General features: G+C 66.5%; 17 protein-coding genes. 9 read left to right on the top strand and 8 right to left on the bottom strand.

Annotated features, from left to right (window positions below):
• The first annotated feature begins 223 nt into the window (after nt 1-223).
• From GUY23_RS00290 to pknB, 7 genes are all read left to right on the top strand, one after another.
• Entirely contained in the window at nt 224-1093 is an 870-nt protein-coding gene (locus GUY23_RS00290) for an FhaA domain-containing protein (RefSeq protein ID WP_166968650.1), read from the top strand.
• Entirely contained in the window at nt 1090-1608 is a 519-nt protein-coding gene (locus tag GUY23_RS00285; RefSeq protein WP_166968648.1) for an FHA domain-containing protein FhaB/FipA, read from the top strand. The genes GUY23_RS00290 and GUY23_RS00285 overlap by 4 nt, the downstream gene beginning before the upstream one ends.
• Nucleotides 1605-3038: a protein phosphatase 2C domain-containing protein gene (locus GUY23_RS00280; RefSeq protein ID WP_166968646.1), complete on the top strand. Its 1434-nt coding sequence runs from the start codon at nt 1605-1607 to the stop codon at nt 3036-3038. Before GUY23_RS00285 ends, GUY23_RS00280 begins: the two co-directional genes overlap by 4 nt.
• Nucleotides 3038-4624: an FtsW/RodA/SpoVE family cell cycle protein gene (locus tag GUY23_RS00275; protein WP_166968644.1), complete on the top strand. Its 1587-nt coding sequence runs from the start codon at nt 3038-3040 to the stop codon at nt 4622-4624. The genes GUY23_RS00280 and GUY23_RS00275 overlap by 1 nt, the downstream gene beginning before the upstream one ends.
• Nucleotides 4621-6090 carry a peptidoglycan D,D-transpeptidase FtsI family protein gene (locus GUY23_RS00270; protein WP_166968642.1) on the top strand — a complete coding sequence of 490 codons (1470 nt, stop codon included), beginning with the start codon at nt 4621-4623 and terminating at the stop codon, nt 6088-6090. The genes GUY23_RS00275 and GUY23_RS00270 overlap by 4 nt, the downstream gene beginning before the upstream one ends.
• Complete coding sequence (locus tag GUY23_RS00265) at nt 6087-7928, top strand: protein kinase domain-containing protein (protein WP_166968640.1); 1842 nt, start codon at nt 6087-6089, stop codon at nt 7926-7928. The genes GUY23_RS00270 and GUY23_RS00265 overlap by 4 nt, the downstream gene beginning before the upstream one ends.
• 121 nt (nt 7929-8049) lie before the next feature.
• Nucleotides 8050-9948: a Stk1 family PASTA domain-containing Ser/Thr kinase gene (pknB, locus tag GUY23_RS00260; RefSeq protein WP_166968638.1), complete on the top strand. Its 1899-nt coding sequence runs from the start codon at nt 8050-8052 to the stop codon at nt 9946-9948.
• A gap of 11 nt (nt 9949-9959) precedes the next feature.
• Here the strand turns inward: pknB and GUY23_RS00255 are convergent, their stop codons facing one another.
• The 4 genes from GUY23_RS00255 to GUY23_RS00240 form a co-directional block, all read right to left on the bottom strand.
• Complete coding sequence (locus GUY23_RS00255; protein WP_166968636.1) at nt 9960-10472, bottom strand: GyrI-like domain-containing protein; 513 nt, start codon at nt 10470-10472, stop codon at nt 9960-9962.
• A gap of 119 nt (nt 10473-10591) precedes the next feature.
• Entirely contained in the window at nt 10592-11236 is a 645-nt protein-coding gene (locus tag GUY23_RS00250) for an anthranilate synthase component II (protein ID WP_166968634.1), read from the bottom strand.
• A complete protein-coding gene (locus GUY23_RS00245) occupies nt 11233-11400 on the bottom strand; it encodes a hypothetical protein (RefSeq protein ID WP_166968632.1) in 168 nt (55 codons plus the stop codon). Before GUY23_RS00245 ends, GUY23_RS00250 begins: the two co-directional genes overlap by 4 nt.
• A gap of 1 nt (nt 11401) precedes the next feature.
• Nucleotides 11402-12631, bottom strand: coding sequence for a class E sortase (locus GUY23_RS00240; RefSeq protein WP_228282601.1), 1230 nt, complete (start codon nt 12629-12631; stop codon nt 11402-11404).
• 226 nt (nt 12632-12857) lie between these two features.
• On the opposite strand from GUY23_RS00240, the gene GUY23_RS00235 reads away from it, so the two are divergent.
• On the top strand, nt 12858-13619 hold the full coding sequence (locus tag GUY23_RS00235; protein ID WP_166968630.1) for a cell division protein CrgA: 762 nt from the start codon (nt 12858-12860) through the stop codon (nt 13617-13619).
• A 365-nt stretch (nt 13620-13984) separates the two neighbouring features.
• On the opposite strand, the gene GUY23_RS00230 is transcribed toward GUY23_RS00235, so the two are convergent.
• Both GUY23_RS00230 and GUY23_RS00225 read right to left on the bottom strand, forming a co-directional pair.
• Nucleotides 13985-14680, bottom strand: coding sequence for a rhomboid family intramembrane serine protease (locus tag GUY23_RS00230; protein WP_166968628.1), 696 nt, complete (start codon nt 14678-14680; stop codon nt 13985-13987).
• 58 nt (nt 14681-14738) lie between these two features.
• Nucleotides 14739-15281, bottom strand: a complete 543-nt coding sequence (locus GUY23_RS00225; RefSeq protein ID WP_166968626.1) for a peptidylprolyl isomerase — start codon at nt 15279-15281, stop codon at nt 14739-14741.
• A 172-nt stretch (nt 15282-15453) separates the two neighbouring features.
• Here GUY23_RS00225 and GUY23_RS00220 point away from each other — a divergent pair, with 172 nt between their 5' ends.
• Nucleotides 15454-16230, top strand: coding sequence for a hypothetical protein (locus GUY23_RS00220; protein ID WP_166968624.1), 777 nt, complete (start codon nt 15454-15456; stop codon nt 16228-16230).
• Nucleotides 16231-16321: 91 nt separating this feature from the next.
• Here GUY23_RS00220 and GUY23_RS00215 read toward each other — a convergent pair whose 3' ends face one another.
• Both GUY23_RS00215 and argS read right to left on the bottom strand, forming a co-directional pair.
• Complete coding sequence (locus GUY23_RS00215) at nt 16322-17605, bottom strand: MFS transporter (protein ID WP_323127142.1); 1284 nt, start codon at nt 17603-17605, stop codon at nt 16322-16324.
• Nucleotides 17602-19341 (bottom strand): arginine--tRNA ligase, encoded by a 1740-nt coding sequence (gene argS, locus GUY23_RS00210; protein ID WP_166968622.1) that lies wholly within the window; start codon nt 19339-19341, stop codon nt 17602-17604. Before argS ends, GUY23_RS00215 begins: the two co-directional genes overlap by 4 nt.
• Nucleotides 19342-19406: the final 65 nt, after the last annotated feature.

The following is a 19406-nucleotide window of genomic DNA, read 5'->3' as shown; positions in this document are numbered from 1 at the left end:
GCCGCCGCGGTACCGGCCCCTCATTCCTGCCTGGACGCGCGCCGGGAATCCCAGCACATTGTGGCCCCGAGATCATGCGCGACGTGAGTTGAGAGCCTCACCGCGTTAGGATTGGGTGTTGATGTGCCCAGACTGTGCTCGGCCGGGAGTTCCTGGTCAGGGACCACAGACTTACGTGGCGAAGAGTTCGTCTACGAACGGCAACACCTGATGAGGAGGTGCCATGGGGATACTCGATCGCTTCGAGAAGGGGCTGGAGAACGTCGTCAACGGCGCCTTCGCCAAGGCCTTCCGATCACAGGTCGAGCCCGTCGAACTCGCCGGAGCCCTGCGCCGCGAAGCCGACAATAAGGCAGCCGTGGTCTCCCGCGGGCGGACCCTGACGGCCAACCACTACACTATCGAGCTCTCGCCGACCGATTTCGACCGCCTCTCCGGTCTCGAGTCCGAGCTGCGCTCCGACCTCCGACAGGTCATCGGCGATCACGCCGTCGAACAGGCCTACAGCTTCGTCGGCCCCGTATCCGTCGACTTCTCCTTGGCCGATGACCTCGACACCGGCATGTACCGTGTGGTGTCCTCGACCGAACGCCCCGACGGCTCCCCGGCGGCTCAGCCGGCCAACCGCGGCGGCTACGATCCGGTCTCGCGTGCCAACCCGGTCGTCGGTGAGGCCCCGAACTCCGGGTCCCGCTCTGTGACCCCGCGCCGCACCCCGGAACCCGCTCGATCCGCACAGGCGCCGGCACGCCCGACCCCCGCGGCCCGTCCGACGCCGGCACCGGCCCGCACCCGCGCCATCGAGGCGAGCGTGACCATCGACGGCCGCTCCCAGACGCTGCGCCAGGGCACGAACACCTTCGGCCGCTCCTCGTCGAGTTCGGACTTCGTCATCGACGATCCCGGCGTCTCCCGCCGGCACTTCGAGATCATCGTCGAAGGCGACCATGCCACCGCCAACGACCTCGGCTCGACGAACGGCACGCTCCTGCACGGACGGAAGCTGACCTCGGCGAACCTGACCGATGGCGATGTCCTCATCGCCGGTGAGGCCGAGGTCCACTATCACGAGAGCGAGCGGGACGCCCAGTGAGCGAATTCACCGTCACCGTCTTCCGGTTGGCCTTCTTCGTCATCCTCTGGCTCTTCGTCTTGGGCGTCGCCGGAGTGCTGCGCCGCGACATCTTCGGACCCAGGCGCGGTGGTGCGAAGCGCGGCGGCAGGAAATCTCGCCGAGGCGGCTCCACGTCCGCACCGACACCGCCGCCGACTCCGGCTCCCGCATCCCGGCGGGCTGCCGCACCAGCCGCGCATGCGCACCCGGGCACCATCCGCGTCACCGACGGTCCGCTGGCCGGTCAGTCCCTCATGCTCTCGGGGGCACCTGTGACCTTCGGTCGCGCCCCCGACAATACGATCGTCATCAACGACGACTTCGCGTCCAGCCACCATGCCCGCATCTCCGCGAAGAACGGCGCCTGGATGCTCGAGGACCTCGGTTCGACGAACGGCACCATCGTCGACGGTTCGCGGATGACCGGACCCATCCAGCTGCGCATCGGCACCCGGATCACCATCGGACATACGACCCTGGAGACCCAATCGTGACGACCGGCGGTACCATCACCCTCCGTTCCGCAGCCCGGTCGCACACCGGGCTCGTGCGTAAGAACAACCAGGACTCCGGCTACGCGGGTCCGAACTTCCTCCTCATCGCCGACGGGATGGGCGGGCACGCCGGCGGCGATGTCGCTTCGGCGATCACGGTGGCCCGACTGGCCGAACTCGATGAGGAACCCGGCGGCGAGGACGCCCTGGAGGTCCTGCGGACCTCGATCCTCGACGCGAACGACCGCATCGTCCGCGGCGTCGGCGAACAGCCCGAGCTCGCCGGTATGGGCACCACCGTCACCGCAGTGCTGCGCGCCCCGGGCAACCGTTTCGCCCTCGCCCATATCGGCGACTCCCGCGGCTATGTGCTCCGCGATGACAAGCTCCAGCCGATCACGCACGACCACACCTTCGTGCAGATGCTCGTCGACGAGGGCCGGATCACCGCCGAGGAGGCCGAGACCCACCCGCAGCGCTCCGTGGTGATGAAGGTCCTCGGTGACGTCGGCGCCTCCCCCGATCTCGATCTGTCCCTGCGTGAGGCCCAGGTCGGCGACCGCTGGCTGCTCTGCTCCGATGGTCTCACTGGGTTCGCCGACCTCGACGACATCACCCGAGTCCTCACCGAGGTGGCCGAACCCGACGAGGCGTGCCGCCAGCTCATCGACCTCGCCCTGGCAGGCGGCGGTGCCGACAATGTCACCGTCGTCGTCGGCGACGTGCTCGAAGGGGAAGTCGAGACCTCCACCGGAGTCTCCGTCGGATCGGTCCACCTCAATCCCCGCTATGCCGCGATCGGTGCCGACACCGAGGCGGAGGCACCCGCCGAAACCCACCCGAACTACGGCGACGGGGACATTCCCACCGACACCGTGCCGCTGCAGGCAGTGACCGGTGACGAGGACGACGAGGCCCGCGACGGCACGACTCAGCCGCTGCGTTCCGGTTCCGCTGACACAGCCGCAGAAGATGAGGAGGACGACCTCGATGACGAGGTCGAGAAAAGGTCCTACCTCGGCTGGATCATCACGGGAATCGTCATCATCGCCCTCGCCGTCGGCGGATTCTTCGCCTACAACTATGTGAGCAACCAGTACTACGTCGCTGATGACGACGGCAAAGTCTCCCTCTACCGCGGCCTCGACACGACGCTGGGGCCCATCGAGCTCAGTCGTCTCGAGGACACCACGGACATCGAGGTCGGCAGCCTCAACACGTACTCGCAGGACCGTCTGCGCGGCTCCATCCCCGCGAATTCCCGGGATGAGGCGAACCGCATCATCGACAATCTGCGTAAGGAGGCCGAGCGCTCCAACGGAGTCTCCGGCAACGTCGAGGACTCCACGAGTCCCACGGATCCGGCCCCTTCACCGCCGAACTCGAAGTCCGCAGACCCCAGTGATGCCATCACCCGGGAGTCGCAGTGATGTCTCAGGCCCCCGCACAGGCCGCGCGCCCCAGGCCCTATCGCCTGGCCGAGCTCGGTCTGCTCATCCTGGCCATCGGCATCGCCACCGTCGCCTATGCGCTCGTCGGACTCGGCGTCGAGGGCACGATCCCGGCCAATGTCTACGGCTACGCCGGGTGGTTGGCCGCGCTCGGACTCACCATCCACATCGTCGTCTGGATCAAGGCGAAGTACGCCGATCCCGTGCTCGTGCCGATCGCGGTGCTGCTCAACGGACTCGGCCTGGCGATGATCTACCGCGTCGACCTCGGACGTAAGGAATACCTCGGCTCGGGTATGACCCAGCTCATCTGGATGACGCTCGGCGTGGGCCTGGCCGTCGCCGTGATCTTCATCGTCCGCGACCACCGCTGGCTGCGGCGCTATACCTATGTGTCGGGCTTCGCCGCTCTAGTCTTCCTGCTGCTGCCGCTCATCCCCGGTCTCGGCAAAACGATCAACGGTGCCCGCATCTGGATCGGCGTCGGCGCGATGTCCTTCCAGCCGGGCGAGATCGCGAAGATCCTGCTCGCGATCTTCTTCGCCGGTTACCTCGTCAGCTACAAGGACCAGCTCGTCGCCGCCGGACCGAAGATCCTCGGCATCCGGTTCCCCCGGCTGCGCGACTTCGGCCCCATCGTGATCGCCTGGGTCGCCAGCGTCGGCATCCTCGTCTTCGAACGCGACCTCGGCACCTCGCTGCTGTTCTTCGGCCTCTTCGTGGCGATGCTCTACGTCGCCACGTCCAAGGTCTCGTGGATCATCCTCGGCCTCGGCTTCTTCGCCGTCGGCGCAGTGGCCGCGAACTTCCTCTTCTCCCACGTGGGACAGCGTGTGTCCGGTTGGCTCAATGCGCTGACCCCCGAGGAGTACAACAAGGAGTTCGGCGGCTCCTATCAGCTCGTCCAGGGCCTGTTCGGCATGTCCAACGGCGGACTAGTGGGCACCGGCTTCGGCGAGGGCCGACCGAACATGGTCCCCTACGCCGAATCCGACTTCATCTACGCGAGCTTCGGCGAGGAGATCGGCCTGGCCGGCCTCTTCGTCATCCTGCTCTGCTACCTCTTCATCTTCCAGCGCGGCATCCGCACCGCCCAGCAGCTGCGCGACGGCTTCGGCACCCTGTTGGCCACGGGCCTGTCATTCACGATCGCCCTGCAGGTCTTCGTCGTCGTCGGTGGCGTCACCCGCCTCATCCCGCTGACGGGTCTGACCACGCCGTTCCTCGCCCAGGGCGGCTCCTCGCTGATCGCGAACTGGATGATCATCGGCCTGCTGCTGCGGATCTCCGACAACGCCCGGCGGCCCGTCGAGGACTTCCACACCGGTGTCCTCAGGATCACCGAGGATGCCGAGCCGGCGAAGAAGAGCACACCGGCCGCGGTCGGAACCGGGACCACGGACGGATCGGCCGCCTCGGCGAGGGCCATCGACGAGGACGCACCCACGACGAACCTCAGCCGCGCCGGCAGCGAAGCGCCGACGACCAACCTCGCCCCTGCGGACGACTACGACTCAGCCGACCCGAACCCCACTGACCGACGAGACAACGGAGGTGAACGATGAAGAAGCCATTGACGCATATCGCCGTCGTCGGATTCGTCATGTTCGCGCTCCTGTTCGGATCGACGAGTTGGGTCCAGTACGTCACCGCGGATTCGCTGAACAACAATCCGCTGAACAATCGTCGGATCCTCGATCAGCTCGCCCGCGACCGCGGCCCGATCCTCGTCGACGGCACACCGATCGCCTATTCGGAGCCCGTCGACGACAAGTACAAGTACCAGCGCAAATATGGATCCGAAGGTCTCGACCCCTCGGCCTATGCCGCCATCACCGGGTACTACTCGGTCGTGTCCGGGGCCTCGGGCATGGAACGGGCCACCGGCGACTACCTCTCCGGTGACTCCGACGCCCTGTTCTACGACAAGGTCGGCAGCTTCTTCACCGGCGAGCAGCCTCGCGGCGCCGCAGTGGAGCTGACGATCGACCCGAAGGTCCAGAAGGCCGCGGTGGACGGACTCGGCAACCAGAACGGCGCGGCCGTGGCAATCGACCCGAAGACCGGGAAGATCCTCGCCCTGGCGTCGACACCCGGCTGGGACCCCAACGCGCTGGCCAATCACGACACTACTGAGGCCGCCCAGGCGTTCAAGAACCTCGAAGCCGCCGACGGCAAGCCCGCGTACAACCGCGCCATCGGCGGCAACCTCTACCCGCCCGGCTCGACCTTCAAGGTTCTTGTGGCCGCCGCCGCCCTCGAATCAGGTGACTATGAGCCGGATTCGACCCTCAACGGTCCCGCGAGCCTCGATCTGCCGCAGACCACGGCCACCATCGGCAACTCGCATCCGGGGGCCTGCCGCAATGGGGGCAAACCGACCCTGGCAGACTCGCTCGCGGAATCCTGCAACACCTCGTTCGCCTCCCTGGGCATGGACCTCGGTGAGGACGCGATCAAGGAACAGGCGGAGAAATTCGGTTTCGGTGAGGACCTCGAGATCCCGCTCAACGTCACTCCCTCGTCGTTCCCGTCCGACCTCAACCCGCCGCAGCTGGCACAGTCCTCGCTCGGCCAGTTCGAGGTCCGATCGACCCCGATGCAGATGGCGATGATGACCGCCGGCATCGCCAACGGCGGGAAGATGATGAAGCCCCAGCTCGTCGACCGGGTGCTCAACGCGAACACGCTCGAGCCGATCTCAGAGACCCGCCCGAAGCAGCAGTCCCGGCCGATCTCCGGTGACACCGCTGACCAGCTGACCGAGATGATGGAGGGCGTCGTCACCGACGGCACCGCCTCGGTGGCGAAGATGGGCGATACGAGGGTCGCCGCGAAGACCGGCACCGCCCAGCATGCCTCGGGAGCGGCACCCCACGCCTGGTTCATCTCCTTCGCCCCGGCCGACGATCCCAAGATCGCCGTCGCGGTGGTCGTCGAGAACGGCGGAAACGCGGGCAATGAAGCTTATGGAGCGACGGTCGCCGGACCGATCGCCAAGAACATGATGGAAGCGGTGGTCGAGAAATGAGACCCGTTGAAGGCACCCTGTTGGGCAACCGATACAAGCTCACCTCCCGAATCGCCGTCGGCGGCATGGGCGAGGTCTGGAAGGGCGTGGACTCCGTGCTCGGCCGTGAGGTCGCCGCGAAGATCCTCAAGGACGAATACCTCTCCGAATCGACGTTCCTCGCCCGCTTCCGCGCCGAGGCGCAGAACATGGGCCGCGTCTCCGACCCCGGCATCGCCGGCGTCTACGACTACGGCGACGAGCAGGGTTCGCCCTACCTCGTCATGGAGTACGTTCCCGGTGAGGCGCTGTCGGCCATCATCGAACGCAGCGCACCCCTGTCCGAGACCGATACCCTGAGCATCGTCTCCCAGGCCGCGCAGGCGCTCGGCGCCGCACACAAGGTCGGGGTCATCCACCGCGACATCAAACCCGGCAACATCCTCATGACCCCGGACTTCCGCGTCAAGATCACCGACTTCGGGATCGCCCGTGTCACGGATCAGGCTCCGCTGACGAAGACGGGCCAGGTCATGGGCACCGCCCAGTACCTCGCTCCCGAACAGGCCACCGGCAAGGGTTCGGGCCCCGGATCCGATCTCTATGCGCTCGGCATCATCGCCTACGAGGCACTCGCCGGTCAGCGTCCCTTCACCGGGGATTCGCAGGTCGCCATCGCGATCGCCCAGGTCAATCAGCAGCATCCGCCGCTGCCGGACACGGTCTCCGAACCGCTGCGCCGCTTCGTCGACTGCCTGTTGGAGAAGAAGCCCGACCGCAGGCCCGCCGACGCCATGAAGGTCGCGCAGGCCGCTCAGGCGCTCTCGGCCGGCGACGTCGCCGGGGCCGAAGAGCTCGTCCCGCAGATGCGACACGGCAATGCCGCCTCCGAGGCGCTCACCCAGGTCTTCAACAACCCTGAGCCGGTGCCGACGACCAAGGCGATGCCCGTCACGGCGGCCAACGACGCCACCCAGGTCTACCCGAACAACCAGGCCGCCGGTTTCGCCGGGGCGGGAGCGGCAGGCGCCGCCGGGGCGGGGGAACTCGACCCGAACGACCCGCAGAACACGGATTCGCTGGGCACGGACCCGGACAAGGACAAGCAGTCGAACAAAGGCCGCGTCCTCATCTGGATCCTCGCGATCATCGCACTCATCGCCGTCGGCTCCCTCCTGTGGTTCTTCCTCGGTGGGAACAACGCCGAACCCGAACCGGATCCGTCCACCTCGGCGCCGACCTCGGAAGCCCCGAAGACCATTGAGATCGACAAGAACGACTACATCGGACTGAGCGAATCCTCGGCGACGCAGAACCTCGAGAAGAAGGGCCTCGAGGTCGAGACGACGGAGATCGACTCGAATCGGGCCGCCGGAACGGTCGCCGACGTCGGCGAAGGAGACAACGGCTACACCTTCGAAGAGGGCGACACCGTGACCCTCTATGTCTCCGCCGGTCCTGCCCAAGCGCCGGAACCGACCACCGACACCGGATCGGATCCGGGTCTGGGCAACGATTCGGAGTCGAGCTCCGATTCGGACTCCTCGAGCTCGTCGAGCTCCTCGAACGGCAGCGACTCGAACTCCGATGAGAACGGATCGGACACGGATCAGGACTCCTCGAGCTCGTCGGACACCTCGGATTCGGGCAACGACAACGGCGATGACTCCGGGTCGGACAACGACAACGGCTCGGACGAGTCCGCGAACTCGAGTTCGAACTCCAACAGCAACTCCAACAGCAACTCCAACAGCAACTCGAACTCGAACAGCGGTTCGGACAACGGATCGTCCAGCAACTCGAACTCGGACAACGGAAGCTCGAGCAATGGAAACAACGGAGACAGCGGCGATGAGTAGATCCTGGCGTTGAACAGGCCCTGAACGCACAAGAGAAGCGAAGAGTTTGAAATACTGAGAGCTCAACCCGGTTCGGGTGAGAATGAACCCACCGAACGGGTGAGATTAGCGGAGGACATCAATGACTGAACCCAAGGTGCTGTCGGGGCGTTACGAGATTCGTGCGCTCCTCGGCCGTGGGGGCATGGCGGAAGTGCACGAGGGCGTCGACAACCGACTCGGTCGTCGCGTCGCGATCAAACTTCTGCGGTCCGATCTCGCCCGCGATCCCTCGTTCCACACCCGCCTGAAACGCGAAGCGCAGTCCGCCGCCGGTCTCAACCATCCCGGCATCGTCTCCGTCTACGACTCCGGTGAGGAGGAGTTCGTCGAATCCGGCGGCTCATCCGTGTCCGTGCCCTTCATCGTCATGGAATACGTCGAGGGCCAGACCCTGCGCGAGGTGCTCAACGAGCACGGCACTCTCACCGTCGACGAGGCGCTCAACGTCATCGCCGGCGTCCTCGCCCCGCTCGAGTACTCACACCGCAACGGCATCGTCCACCGCGACATCAAACCCGCGAACGTCATGCTCACGCCCGAGGGCGACATCAAGGTCATGGACTTCGGCATCGCGCGAGCGCTGAAAGACAATTCGGGTCTGACGCAGACCCAGTCCGTGGTCGGCACCGCGCAGTACCTCTCCCCCGAGCAGGCCCGCGGCGAGGTCGTCGACGCCCGCTCCGACCTCTATTCGACCGCATGCCTGCTCTACGAGCTGCTGGCCGGTCGACCCCCGTTCGTCGGCGATTCGCAGCTGGCCGTGGCCTATCAGCACGTCGGGGAGACCCCGCAGCCGCCGAGCTTCTACAACCCGAACATCCCGCCGGCCGTCGACCGGCTCGTCCTCCATGCCCTGCTCAAGGACCGCGACGCCCGCTACCAGGACGCCTACACGTTCCGAGAGGACGTGCTCGCCGCCCGCGACGGCCGCCCCATGAGCTTCGAAGACGACGCGGACGCTACCCAGGCCTACCCGATGATGGCCCCGCCGATGACCGGGCAGATGGCGCACGCCGAAGCCGAGCCGGCCCCCGAGACCGGCCCCGTGTCCGCGATCATGACCGACCAGGAAGAGCGCCCGCCGCAGAAGCGGTCGAAGGCGTGGGTGTGGATCGGCAGCATCTTCGTCCTCCTCGCCCTGGCCGCCGTGGCCCTGTGGGTCTATGAGATCAACAAGCCTGAGCCGATCCCTCAGGTCCAGGTCACGGATGTGGCCAATATGGATGCCGACGAGGCGGAGGCCGCGCTCATCCAACAGGGTCTGCGGGTCGACACCGACGAGAAGTACAGCTCGGAAGTCGATGAGGGCAAGGCCATCGAAACCGATCCTCCGAGTGGTCAGACCGTCGACAAGGACAGCATCGTCAAGCTCATCGTCTCCTCGGGTCCTGAATCCGTGAAGGTCCCGGATGTCTCCGGCAAGACCGAGGAAGAGGCGCGGAAGATCATCAACGATGCGAAGCTCCAGGCGGGCACCCACATCTCACAGAACTCACCGGATGTGGAGCAGGGCGTGGTCATCGAGACCAAACCCGGAGACGGGCAGGAGGTCGATGTCGACTCGAACGTCGATCTCGTCGTGTCCTCCGGCATGGTCGAGGTTCCCGACGTCACCGGCAAGTCCGCCGATGACGCCTGCAAGATCCTCGAGGGTGATGACTACCAGCTGAAGTGCAAGACCGAAGAGGTCGAGACCGACGAGCACGATGAGAAGAAGGTCTTCGAGCAGTCCGCCACCAGCGGCAGCGAGGTCAAGCAGGGCTCCGAGGTCACGGTGAAGGTGGCCAAGAAGCCGCCGGAGCCCTCACCGTCGATGCCTTCGATCCCCGGCGGTATCCCGACAGCGCCGTCCGATGACGGCGACAGCGACGGCGGAGACGACAATGGAGACAATGGGGACGACGGCGAGAAGGACACCGATTCGATGGGTGACCCGGGAGGCTTCTTCGACGGGTGGTCCGACGCCTCCGGCCGCTGAGGCCGCCCGCCTCACTCGAGGCTGAGGAAGAGGTCCGTGCGCATGCTCGCGGGGTCCGCCTCGGGGCTGGGTTCGGTGACGTAGAGTTCGATGAACGGCAGGCCCGGATGATGGCCGGCCTCCACCGCATCCCCCAGCAGCTGCGCCCACGCCTCGCCGATGCCGTCGTACCCGCCGAGGTGGCTGCTCACGGCCATGGAGCCGGCCGGCAGTTCGGAGGGGATGACGATGTGTCCGCCGGGGATCGGCTGCGCATTCGTCAGTCCCGCCGAAGTGGGGATCCCCACCTGCAGATCCACTGTTTCGCTCGGCTGCTTCGTGTACAGAGCGAAGGCCGGCCCTGCGGGTTCGAGCCCCGCCTCGGACAGTGCCGGGAAGAGTCCGGAGAACGTCTCGTCGAACAGGGCGGGCAGGTCGGCCAACGCCACGTCTCTGCCCTCGACGACGGCGGTCGGGACCGCCGGCACCTCGATGATGGTGAGTTCGGTGAACGGCTCTTCATGCAGATAGCTCGGTTCTGACATCGTCGCTGCCTCCTGATCGCTGCGCACGGGGCCTGCCGTACACAAGGATTGCTGTGCACACGATCCTAACGAGGAGCCACCTCGGCGAACACCCCGAAAGAGGAGGTCGGCGGGAATTCTCAGGCGATTGCAGTCGCCAAGGGCGACATTCCGGCCGCCGCTTCGGCGGCACCGGCCAGCCCGCACACCTCGAGCCAGTTGCCGAGCATGAGGTACCCGCATTCGGTGAGCACGGACTCGGGATGGAACTGAACGCCGAACAGCGGCTTCTGCCGGTGTTCGATGGCCATGACGATACCGTCCTCGGTGCGGGCGGTGACGGTGAACCGCTCGAGGTCGAGGGTCTCGTCGACGATCGCCAGCGAATGGTACCGGGTCACGGTCAGGGGGCTCGGGCAGCCGAAGAAGATGCCCTCGCCGTCGTGGGTGATCACGGACGTCTTGCCGTGCATGAGGACGGGCGAATGGGTCACCTCGGCGCCGAACACCTCGCCGAGGGCCTGGTGGCCCAGGCACACGCCGAACACGGGCATGCCCGCACCCTCGGCCCAGGACAGCAGCGACGGGCAGACGCCGGACTCGGCGGGGACCCCGGGCCCGGGTGAGAGGAGGACACCGTCGTAGGCGCCGACCCTGTCCGGGACCGCCTCGGCGGGGATGTCGTCATTGCGGACGACGTCGACGTCCGCGCCGAGCTCACGCAGATAGGACACGAGCGTGTAGACGAAGCTGTCGTAGTTGTCGATGACGAGGATCTTGGTCATTGGCCACCATCTGTCACGGTTGCATTGTTGAAGGGCATGTAGGGGGCGATGACGGGGAAGACGTACTGCATGAGCAGGAGGACGACTGCCGCGATGAGGATGAGGGCGAAGATGAGCTTGACGAACCAGTTGCCGGGAAGCAGTCGCCAGATGAATGCGTACATGTCAGGCACCACCGTTCTTGCTGACCTTGTCGTAGGCTTTGGAGTCCTTGATGTTGTCCGGGGCGCCGTCGCTCGCCGGCGTCCAGTCGGTGAGTTCGGCGTAGGCGACGTAGCGTTCTCGGGCCGAGAACATCGGGTTGCACGCCGTCATCGTCAGGATCCGGTCCTTGCCCTTGTAGTCGGGTTCGGCGGGCACGGGTGAGAGGACTTCGACGGCGTCGGGGAGGATGATGTCGAAGTTGCGGAAGGTGTAGGTGTAGAAGCCGTCCTTCGTCTGGACGATGATCTCATCGCCCGGACGGAGATTCGCGATCTTATTGAACGGCTTGCCGTAGGTCACGCGATGGCCGGCCACGGAGAAGTTCCCGACCTCTCCGGGCATCGCCGAGTTCGGGTAGCGGCCGACGCCCATCCGGTTGAGCACGGGTTCGAGGTCGACGCCTTCGGCCACGGTGCGGTAGTAGTCGTCGCCGAAGCGCGGGATGTAGAAGATCCCGAAGGCTTGGTTCTTGTCCACCGGGTCGGCGACGACGGGTTCGTCCGGGTCGTCGGGCAGTTTGTTCGGGTCCTGGTTCGCCCAGTCCTCGGTGAGCTGGTCGGCGAGGTTCTCATTGTCGCGGTTGGCCTCGATGTCGGTCCACCACAGCTGCCAGACCACGAAGAGGATGAGAACGAGACCGGCGGTGATGCACAGTTCGCCGAAGGTGCGCACGGTGCCGCGGACGGGGCCGAGCGGTTCCCGCTCGACCGGTTGGCGGCTGCGACGTGTCGCGGCCTGTTCCCGTCGGCTCGGCGGTGGTCCCTGTCGGCCGGGCGGCGGTCCCTGTCGGCCGGGGCCCGATGCGGATCCCGCGCCGAGGTGGCCCCCGACTGCCGCGGGCATCGCCTGGGTCGCCTGCCCGGATTCGCCGCCTGAGTAACTGGGGTCCGCGTGCATGGGGTCCGCGTACATGTCCGGGGCATCGGAGTAGTGGGCGGTCGGCTGGCCCTGGGCCGCGGCGGCCTCTGCCTCGCGGCGGCGCAGTTCTCGGCGGCTGGGCAAGGGCTGGTCACCGGAGGCAGCGGAGTCAACCGGGCGGGGGTAGGCGGAGTGGTCGGAGGGCTGCCCGGGGGAGTGGTCGGCTGAGTAGCCGGGCTGGACGGTGGGGTGCTGTCTCTGCGCAGGACGGATAGTGGGTCGCGAGGGCGGATTTGCGCCCGGCTCGTTACCCGAGGAGGAACTATTCACCACTTCTGCTCCGTGACTGTCACTGCGTTGTCGGGACTTGTCCGAGGGACAAGTGGGGACACCCCTTGCACCTTATCCTATGAGAATCGCCGTTCGGGGCGCTCTCGGGGCGCTTTCAGGGTAGTCGGAGTTTTTCGCAGTGACCCACGTCCCGAGTAGACTGGTCAGCGATTGTCCCCAACCATTCACTCGGCGACCCCAACAGCGGTCGGCCGTCAAAGGAGTACTCGTGGCCAAGTCCAAAGGACGGACCCAGCGCCCCCAGCGCACTTCGCGCACGCCGTCGGCGGCCAAGAGCAGACAGGCCGAGACCATCGACGAGGTCGAGGCAACAGAGACCGAGGCAGTCGAGGTCGATTCCACGGACGCCGCGACCGAGGCATCGGTCGACGAGACCGCAGCGGAGACGACCGCGGACGAGACACCTGCCGACGTGACGGGCGAGACCGACGCCGTGACAGCTGACGACAGCACTGACGCTGCAGACAGCACTGACGACGCAGCTGACGATGTGCAGGATGCCAAGAAGTCCGAGGACACCACGGCCGCGGGCAAGAAGTCCTCGTCGAAGTCGGCCAAGAGCAGCAACGCGAAGAAAACGGACTCCAAGGACGGTGATTCCGAGGCCGACTCCGAGGATGCCGTCTCGAAGAAGTCCGCCGCGAAGAAGACGGACTCCACGAAGTCCAAGAGCTCGTCGGCCAAGGGCTCATCGTCTAAGCGCACCTCGCGCTCGGGCAACCCGGCCAAGCGGCCGCAGGGACGCAAGACCGCAAGCTACACCTCGACCTCCGGTCAGCAGACGATCAAGCCGAACCCGAGTTGGTTCCTTCCCGTCCTCATCGGCCTCCTCCTCATCGGCCTCATCTGGCTCGTCACCTTCTACGTCTCCCAGGGTGCCTTCCCGGTCGAAGCGTGGGGCAACTGGAACATCCTCATCGGCTTCGCGTTCTTCGTCGCGGGCCTGATCATGTCCACCCGCTGGCGATAGCCGGACCTCGCCGCAGACTCCCCTATTGTTTGGTCGTTCCACCGTGATTCTGGCGTCAGAATCACGGTGGAACGACCAAACAATCTGCATTCACCGGGTCTCCCGCGCCCAAGCTGCCGTACCGCCCGACGCCGCTGCCCCACCGCTCGCCATCCACAATCCACAAGCGACGAGTTATACCCAAGCCGGGAGCGTCACTTGTGGATAACTTATTTTGAGCCTCTGACCTGGGTAAATACATGCGTGTAAGTTATCCACCATGTGGATATCTCCTGTGGACAACAATTTTTCCACTGCCGAGTGCACACAAATCGCCCTTTTTCTGGTAGAAGTCTGGCACTCGATCAGGCCCCGCAACCCATGCTCTAGAACCCCACGCCGAACAACCTCCAGGCACCGGCCACCACCATGAGGACGACGAGGCCGACGGCGGTCAGCGCAAACACCGTGTTCCGGGCCCGTGACGGAACGAGCAGGGCGGCGCATCCGAGCACGAAGCCGGTGAGCAGACCTCCGAGGTGGGCCTGCCAGGAGACTCCCTCGACGAGCAGTCCGTACCCGAAGTTCAGCGCCACGAACACTACGACGCCGGTGAGATTCCGGTCCAGGCGCCGAGTGGGTGCGAGCAGTACGCCGACGATGGCGAACACCGCCCCCGAGGCGCCGATGTGGTTGGTCACCCAGTCGCTGCTGAAGGGGTCGGCGAGGACGAGCACCATGGCCGATCCGCCCACTGTGCCGACGAGGTAGACGACGAGGAACCGCCAGTGGCCCAGGGCCCGTTCGACGAAGCTCCCGAAGAAGAACAGGCCGATCATGTTGGCAAACAAGTGGAACGGCGAGGGCTCCTCGTGGACGAGGGCGACCGTGAGGGCCCGCCACGGCTGGTCGAGCGTGAGCGCTGGAACGAAGCTGAGACGGTGGAGGAGGCTGAGGCCGGGCACCAGCTCGGCGAGGAACGCGATCACGGTGACGATGAGGATCGTACGGGTCACCACGGGTGGGGACAGAGAGAGGGCCCGGCCGGTTTCCCGTGCCGAGCCCTCTTCCGGTGTGTCCATCACACCATGGTACCCACTGTCGGTTCTCAGACCGCGCGGATACTCACGGCCTATCAGCTCACTTCTCGGTGATGCCGACCTTCTCGAGGACGACCGGCTCGACCGGCTTGTCCATCGCAGCGGTGCGCACGCCTTCGATCTCGTCGACGACCCGCTGCGAGGCCTCGTCGGCGACCTCGCCGAAGATGGTGTGCTTGCCGTTGAGCCACGGGGTCTCGGCGGTGGTGATGAAGAACTGCGAACCGTTGGTTCCGCGGCCCATCTGCTTGCCGGCGTTGGCCATGGCCAGCAGGTACTTGCGGTCGAACTGCAGCTCCGGGTGGATCTCGTCATCGAAGGTGTAGCCGGGGCCGCCGGTGCCGGTGCCCAGCGGGCAGCCGCCCTGGATCATGAAGTTCGAGATGATGCGGTGGAAGCTGAGCCCGTCGTAGAAGGGACGCTTGGTCGGCTCGCCGGTCGAAGGATCGGTGAACTCACGCTCTCCCTTGGCCAGTTCGACGAAGTTGGCCACGGTCTTCGGGGCGTGGTTGCCGAAGAGGTTGATGGTGATGTCACCGTGGTTGGTGTGCAGGACTGCTGTGTGCGTTGAGACTGTAGTCATGACCTCATTCTTCCACGCCGTGGTCTCGAATGCAGTCTCACACCGGGGCATCGACAAGTCTGTCAGCCGATCTGCAGAGAATTCGATGACGCCGCTGACCATGGGCTTGCACGTAGGCCGTAGACTGGGCGGTGAACACTTGACCACCGACATCTAAGGATTGGGAAGTTTTATGTCGAAGAAGCCAACTCGAGATCAGCTCACTTCGAAGCTCGATTCCGCGAAGCAGACGTCGCTCCGAGTCCTCGCCGATGCCAGCGAGACCGCGGCCCCGAAACTGCGCGAGGCGGCCGACAAGGCACGCCCGCAGGTCGAAGCCCTGGCCGAACGAGCCGAAGAGTTCGCTGAGAAGGCACGTCCCCAGGTCGAGGCACTGGCCGATAAGGCCAATGATCAGGTTCACGCCTGGGCCGACAAGCTCGAATCCTACCGCCCCGAGGCCACCGAACGCGCCGGCAAGTTCGCCTCGAACGCCGCGAACTCCCTCGCCGCCGCCGAGACCCCGAAGCTCGTCGATGATCTGGCCGTGCGCCTGACCGGCGACAAGAAGGCCATGAAGAAGGCTCGCAAGGCCCTCGGCAAGGCCGGCAAGCGGATCCAGAAGGACACTGCGCGCAAGTCCGGCGGCGGAAAGGCCGCCCTCGTGTGGACGCTCGTCATCGGTTCGGCCGCCGGAATCGGCTACTACGTGTGGAAGAAGGCGCAGCCGGTCGAGGACCCCTGGTCGACCCCGCTGCCGAACAACCGTCCCGCCGACGCCCGTCCGGTCGGTTCGACCCCGGCTTCGCGTCAGGCCACCAGCGCTCAGGTCTCGCAGACCGCTGTGCCGTCGACCAAGGCCGAGTCCGCGACCGATGAGAAGGACGCGGTCCCGGCGCCGAAGCCCGCCGTCAAGCCCGCCGAGGCCCAGGCCGCAGCGGCGAACGAGGACAACAACGCCAAGCACTGAGCCAGCAGATTCCATCGCCGAGGCGGCCCATCGTGACGATGGGCCGCCTCGGCGTTTCTGTGGCTGACTTCCTGTGCCCTATCCCGGGCGTTCAGTCGTCGCCGAGGACCTCGCGTCCGGCGCCGCCGCGCGGGATGCGGCCGGCTCGGCGGGCGGCGAGCAGACCCGTGGTCGTGAACGCCAGAGTGGCGGCGAGGATGAGCATCAGCGGTGCCGTCCAGCCCCCGGTGACGGTGTTGAGCCACCCTGCGAACGGCGGTGCCAGGGTCGCGGCGAGGTAGCCGCCGCCCTGCACCCGCGCCGAGGCCGAAGCGGTCTGGGCGTCGCTGCCGGCGGTGCGGGCGATGATCGAGAAGATCGCGGTGAAGCCGCCTCCCTGGGCGATGCCGCCGGTGATCGCCCACAGACCGTAGGCGCCGGGTGCCAGCAGCAGACCGATCGGCAAGGACAGCCAGAGGGCGGCCACGATCGCCACGGGTGCCCAGGGCTTCGACTTCGCGGCCAACAGCGGGACGCCGAAGGCACCGAGGATCGCTGCGATCTGGAACAGGGAGGCCGTGCTGCCGGCCGTGGCCGGGGCGAGTCCGATGGTGTCGGCGAGGTAGCTCGGCAGCCAGGTCGTCGTCGTGTAATAGGCGATCGACTGGCCGGAGAACGTGATGATGAGCAGGGCGGTGATGCCGCGGAAGGCGGCGGGCGCCTGACTCCACGGCACCTTCGCGGTGGGGGCGGCCGCCTCGGCGACGGTCGATTCCTCAGCGGCCTCGGCCGCCCGCCGGGCCGCACCCTCGCGGCGCACCCGGGTGCGGATGAGCAGCATCCAGAAGCCGAGACCGATGAGGGCGAGCACGCCCCATGCGGCCAGCGCCCACCGCCAGCCGAAGGCGGCGGCCATCGGCCCGGTGCCGATGAGGGTGGCCATCGAGCCGATGTTCATCATCGCCGAGTACAGCCCGGTGACCATCCCCACCTGCTCCCACGGAACCTCGCGGCGGATGATGACGGGCACGACGATATTGCCCAGCGTAATCGCCAGGCCGATGATGCCTGTGCCGACGAGCACCAGCCAGCCGGGGCCGACGGAGCGCAGTACGGTGCCGGTGAGCACTCCCGTCAGGCAGGAGAGGACCGTGGCCTCGGCACCGAGACGGGTGATGAGTCGGCCCGCCAGTGGGGTGGCGAGCGCGAAGAGGAGGACCGGCAGGCCGGTGAGCATGCCCAGTCCGGCCGTGCTGAAGCCCGTGCCCTCCTGGATCTTCGGCAGGATCGCCGTCGGAGCGATGATCGGGGTGCGCAGATTGAGGGCGAGGATGACGATGCCCAGAACGATCCAGGGCAGCATCCGCTTCGGCGAGGTGCGGGGCGGCGTGCTCACATGCGCTCGGGCACGCGGATGCCGAGCACCCCGAGGCCGGCGATGAGGACCTCGAGGACGATCGCCGAGAGACGCAGGCGGGAGGCCCGCAGCTCAGGCGTGTCCGCGATGAGCACGGGACACTGCTCGTAGAACGAGGTGAAGGCCTGGGCGAGATCGAAGAGGTACGTGCACAGTCGATGGGGCTGGGAGCCGGCGGCCGCCTCGGCGATGACATCGGCGAAGCCGAGGATGGACAGCGCCAGCTCACGTTCGGCCGGCTGCTCGAGGCTGATCGCCGCGTTCGCGATCTCGGCGGCGTCGACGCCTTCGGCCTCGGCCTTGCGCCCGATCGAGCGGATGCGGGCGCCGGCGTACTGCAGGTACGGGGCGGTGTTGCCGATGGGGGCGAGCATCCGGTCGAGGTCGAAGGTGTACGAGGTGTCGTGGGCGACGGAGAGGTCGGCGTACTTCACCGCGCCGATGCCGACGATGCGGGCGACCTCCTCGGCCTCCTCGGCGGTGAAGTCGACGGTCGACTCGGCCACCGTCGCCTTCGCCCGGGACACGGCCTCCTCGAGGAGTTCGGCCAGACGCAGCGGGGCACCGGAGCGGGTGCGCAGGATCTTGCCGTCGGAGCCGAGCACATTGCCGATCTTCACGTGTTCGGCGCTGACCGTCTCGGGCAGCCAGCCGGCCTCGCGGGCGACGGTGAAGACCATCTCGAAGTGCATGGCCTGCGGGGTTCCGACGACGTAGAGGGCCCGATCGACGCCGAGGTTGATCGCGCGGTTGCGGATGGCCGCGAGGTCGGTCGTGGCGTAGCCGTAGCCGCCGTCGGACTTGCGGATGATGAGAGGAAGAGGTTCGCCCTCCCGGCCGGTGAAGCCGGCGGGGAACACGCACAGCGCACCGTCGGAGATCGTCGCCAAGCCTTTGGCCTCGAGTTCCTCGCAGACCTCGGCGAGGACGTCGTTGTAGGTGGACTCGCCGGCCAGGTCGTCATCACGCAGGGTGACGTCGAGGAGGGAGTAGATGCGGTTGAAGTAGTCGCGGGAGTAGCCGACGAGCGTCGTCCACAGCCCGAGCGTCTCCTCGTCACCGCCCTGGAGCTTGACGACGCGGGCCCGGGAGCGGGTGGCGAAGGCTTCATCGGCGTCGAACTTCGCGCGGGCGGCCTGGTAGAAGGCGTTCGGGTTCTCCGACACCTCGGCGGCGGCCACCGAGTCGACGCCGACGTCGAGGAGGTGCTCGATGAGCATGCCGAAGGGGGTCCCCCAGTCGCCGATGTGATTCTGGCGGATGACCGTGTTGCCGAGGAATTCGTGGGTCCGGGCCAGGGCATCGCCGACGACGGTGGTGCGCAGATGCCCGACGTGCATCTCCTTGGCGACGTTCGGTGCCGAGTAGTCGATGGCGATCCGCTGCGGTTCGGGGTTCTCCGGTGCCGCTGCCAGCCCACCGGCCTCGAGCGTGCGGGCGAGGAATTCGGAGGTGAAGGTGAGGTTGATGAACCCGGGTCCGGAGATCTCCGGAGTCTCGCAGATGTCACCGAGGTCGAGGTTGTCGACGATCGTCGTCGCGATGTCACGCGGCTTCGCCTTCAGCTCCTTGGCCAGGGGCAGGGCCACATTGGCCTGGAAGTCCGCGAACTGGCTGCTGCGGATGACCGGATCGCGATGTGCGAAGTCCTCGCCGAAGGCGGCGGTGAGGGCAGCGGCGAAACGATCGGTGAGCACAGAAGTCAGAGATGGCATACGGCCATTCTATTGCCGGGTGCAAGTTGCCTGGGCATCGGTCTCGGGCCCGGAGACGCCGGCAC

Origin of the sequence: Brevibacterium atlanticum (assembly GCF_011617245.1) — a bacterium.
Classification (GTDB): Bacteria; Actinomycetota; Actinomycetes; order Actinomycetales; family Brevibacteriaceae; genus Brevibacterium; species Brevibacterium atlanticum.
This window is presented reverse-complemented; position numbering and strand designations above follow the sequence as displayed.

Excerpts from the sequence above, each read along its gene's own strand:
- GUY23_RS00275 (WP_166968644.1), top strand. The coding sequence starts at position 3,038 with ATGTCTCAGGCCCCCGCACAGGCCGCGCGCCCCAGGCCCTATCGCCTG.
- GUY23_RS00230 (WP_166968628.1), bottom strand. The coding sequence starts at position 14,680 with ATGGACACACCGGAAGAGGGCTCGGCACGGGAAACCGGCCGGGCCCTC.
- GUY23_RS00255 (WP_166968636.1), bottom strand. The coding sequence starts at position 10,472 with ATGTCAGAACCGAGCTATCTGCATGAAGAGCCGTTCACCGAACTCACC.
- GUY23_RS00225 (WP_166968626.1), bottom strand. The coding sequence starts at position 15,281 with ATGACTACAGTCTCAACGCACACAGCAGTCCTGCACACCAACCACGGT.
- GUY23_RS00245 (WP_166968632.1), bottom strand. The coding sequence starts at position 11,400 with ATGTACGCATTCATCTGGCGACTGCTTCCCGGCAACTGGTTCGTCAAG.
- GUY23_RS00270 (WP_166968642.1), top strand. The coding sequence starts at position 4,621 with ATGAAGAAGCCATTGACGCATATCGCCGTCGTCGGATTCGTCATGTTC.
- GUY23_RS00220 (WP_166968624.1), top strand. The coding sequence starts at position 15,454 with ATGTCGAAGAAGCCAACTCGAGATCAGCTCACTTCGAAGCTCGATTCC.
- GUY23_RS00290 (WP_166968650.1), top strand. The coding sequence starts at position 224 with ATGGGGATACTCGATCGCTTCGAGAAGGGGCTGGAGAACGTCGTCAAC.
- GUY23_RS00250 (WP_166968634.1), bottom strand. The coding sequence starts at position 11,236 with ATGACCAAGATCCTCGTCATCGACAACTACGACAGCTTCGTCTACACG.
- pknB (WP_166968638.1), top strand. The coding sequence starts at position 8,050 with ATGACTGAACCCAAGGTGCTGTCGGGGCGTTACGAGATTCGTGCGCTC.
- GUY23_RS00265 (WP_166968640.1), top strand. The coding sequence starts at position 6,087 with ATGAGACCCGTTGAAGGCACCCTGTTGGGCAACCGATACAAGCTCACC.
- argS (WP_166968622.1), bottom strand. The coding sequence starts at position 19,341 with ATGCCATCTCTGACTTCTGTGCTCACCGATCGTTTCGCCGCTGCCCTC.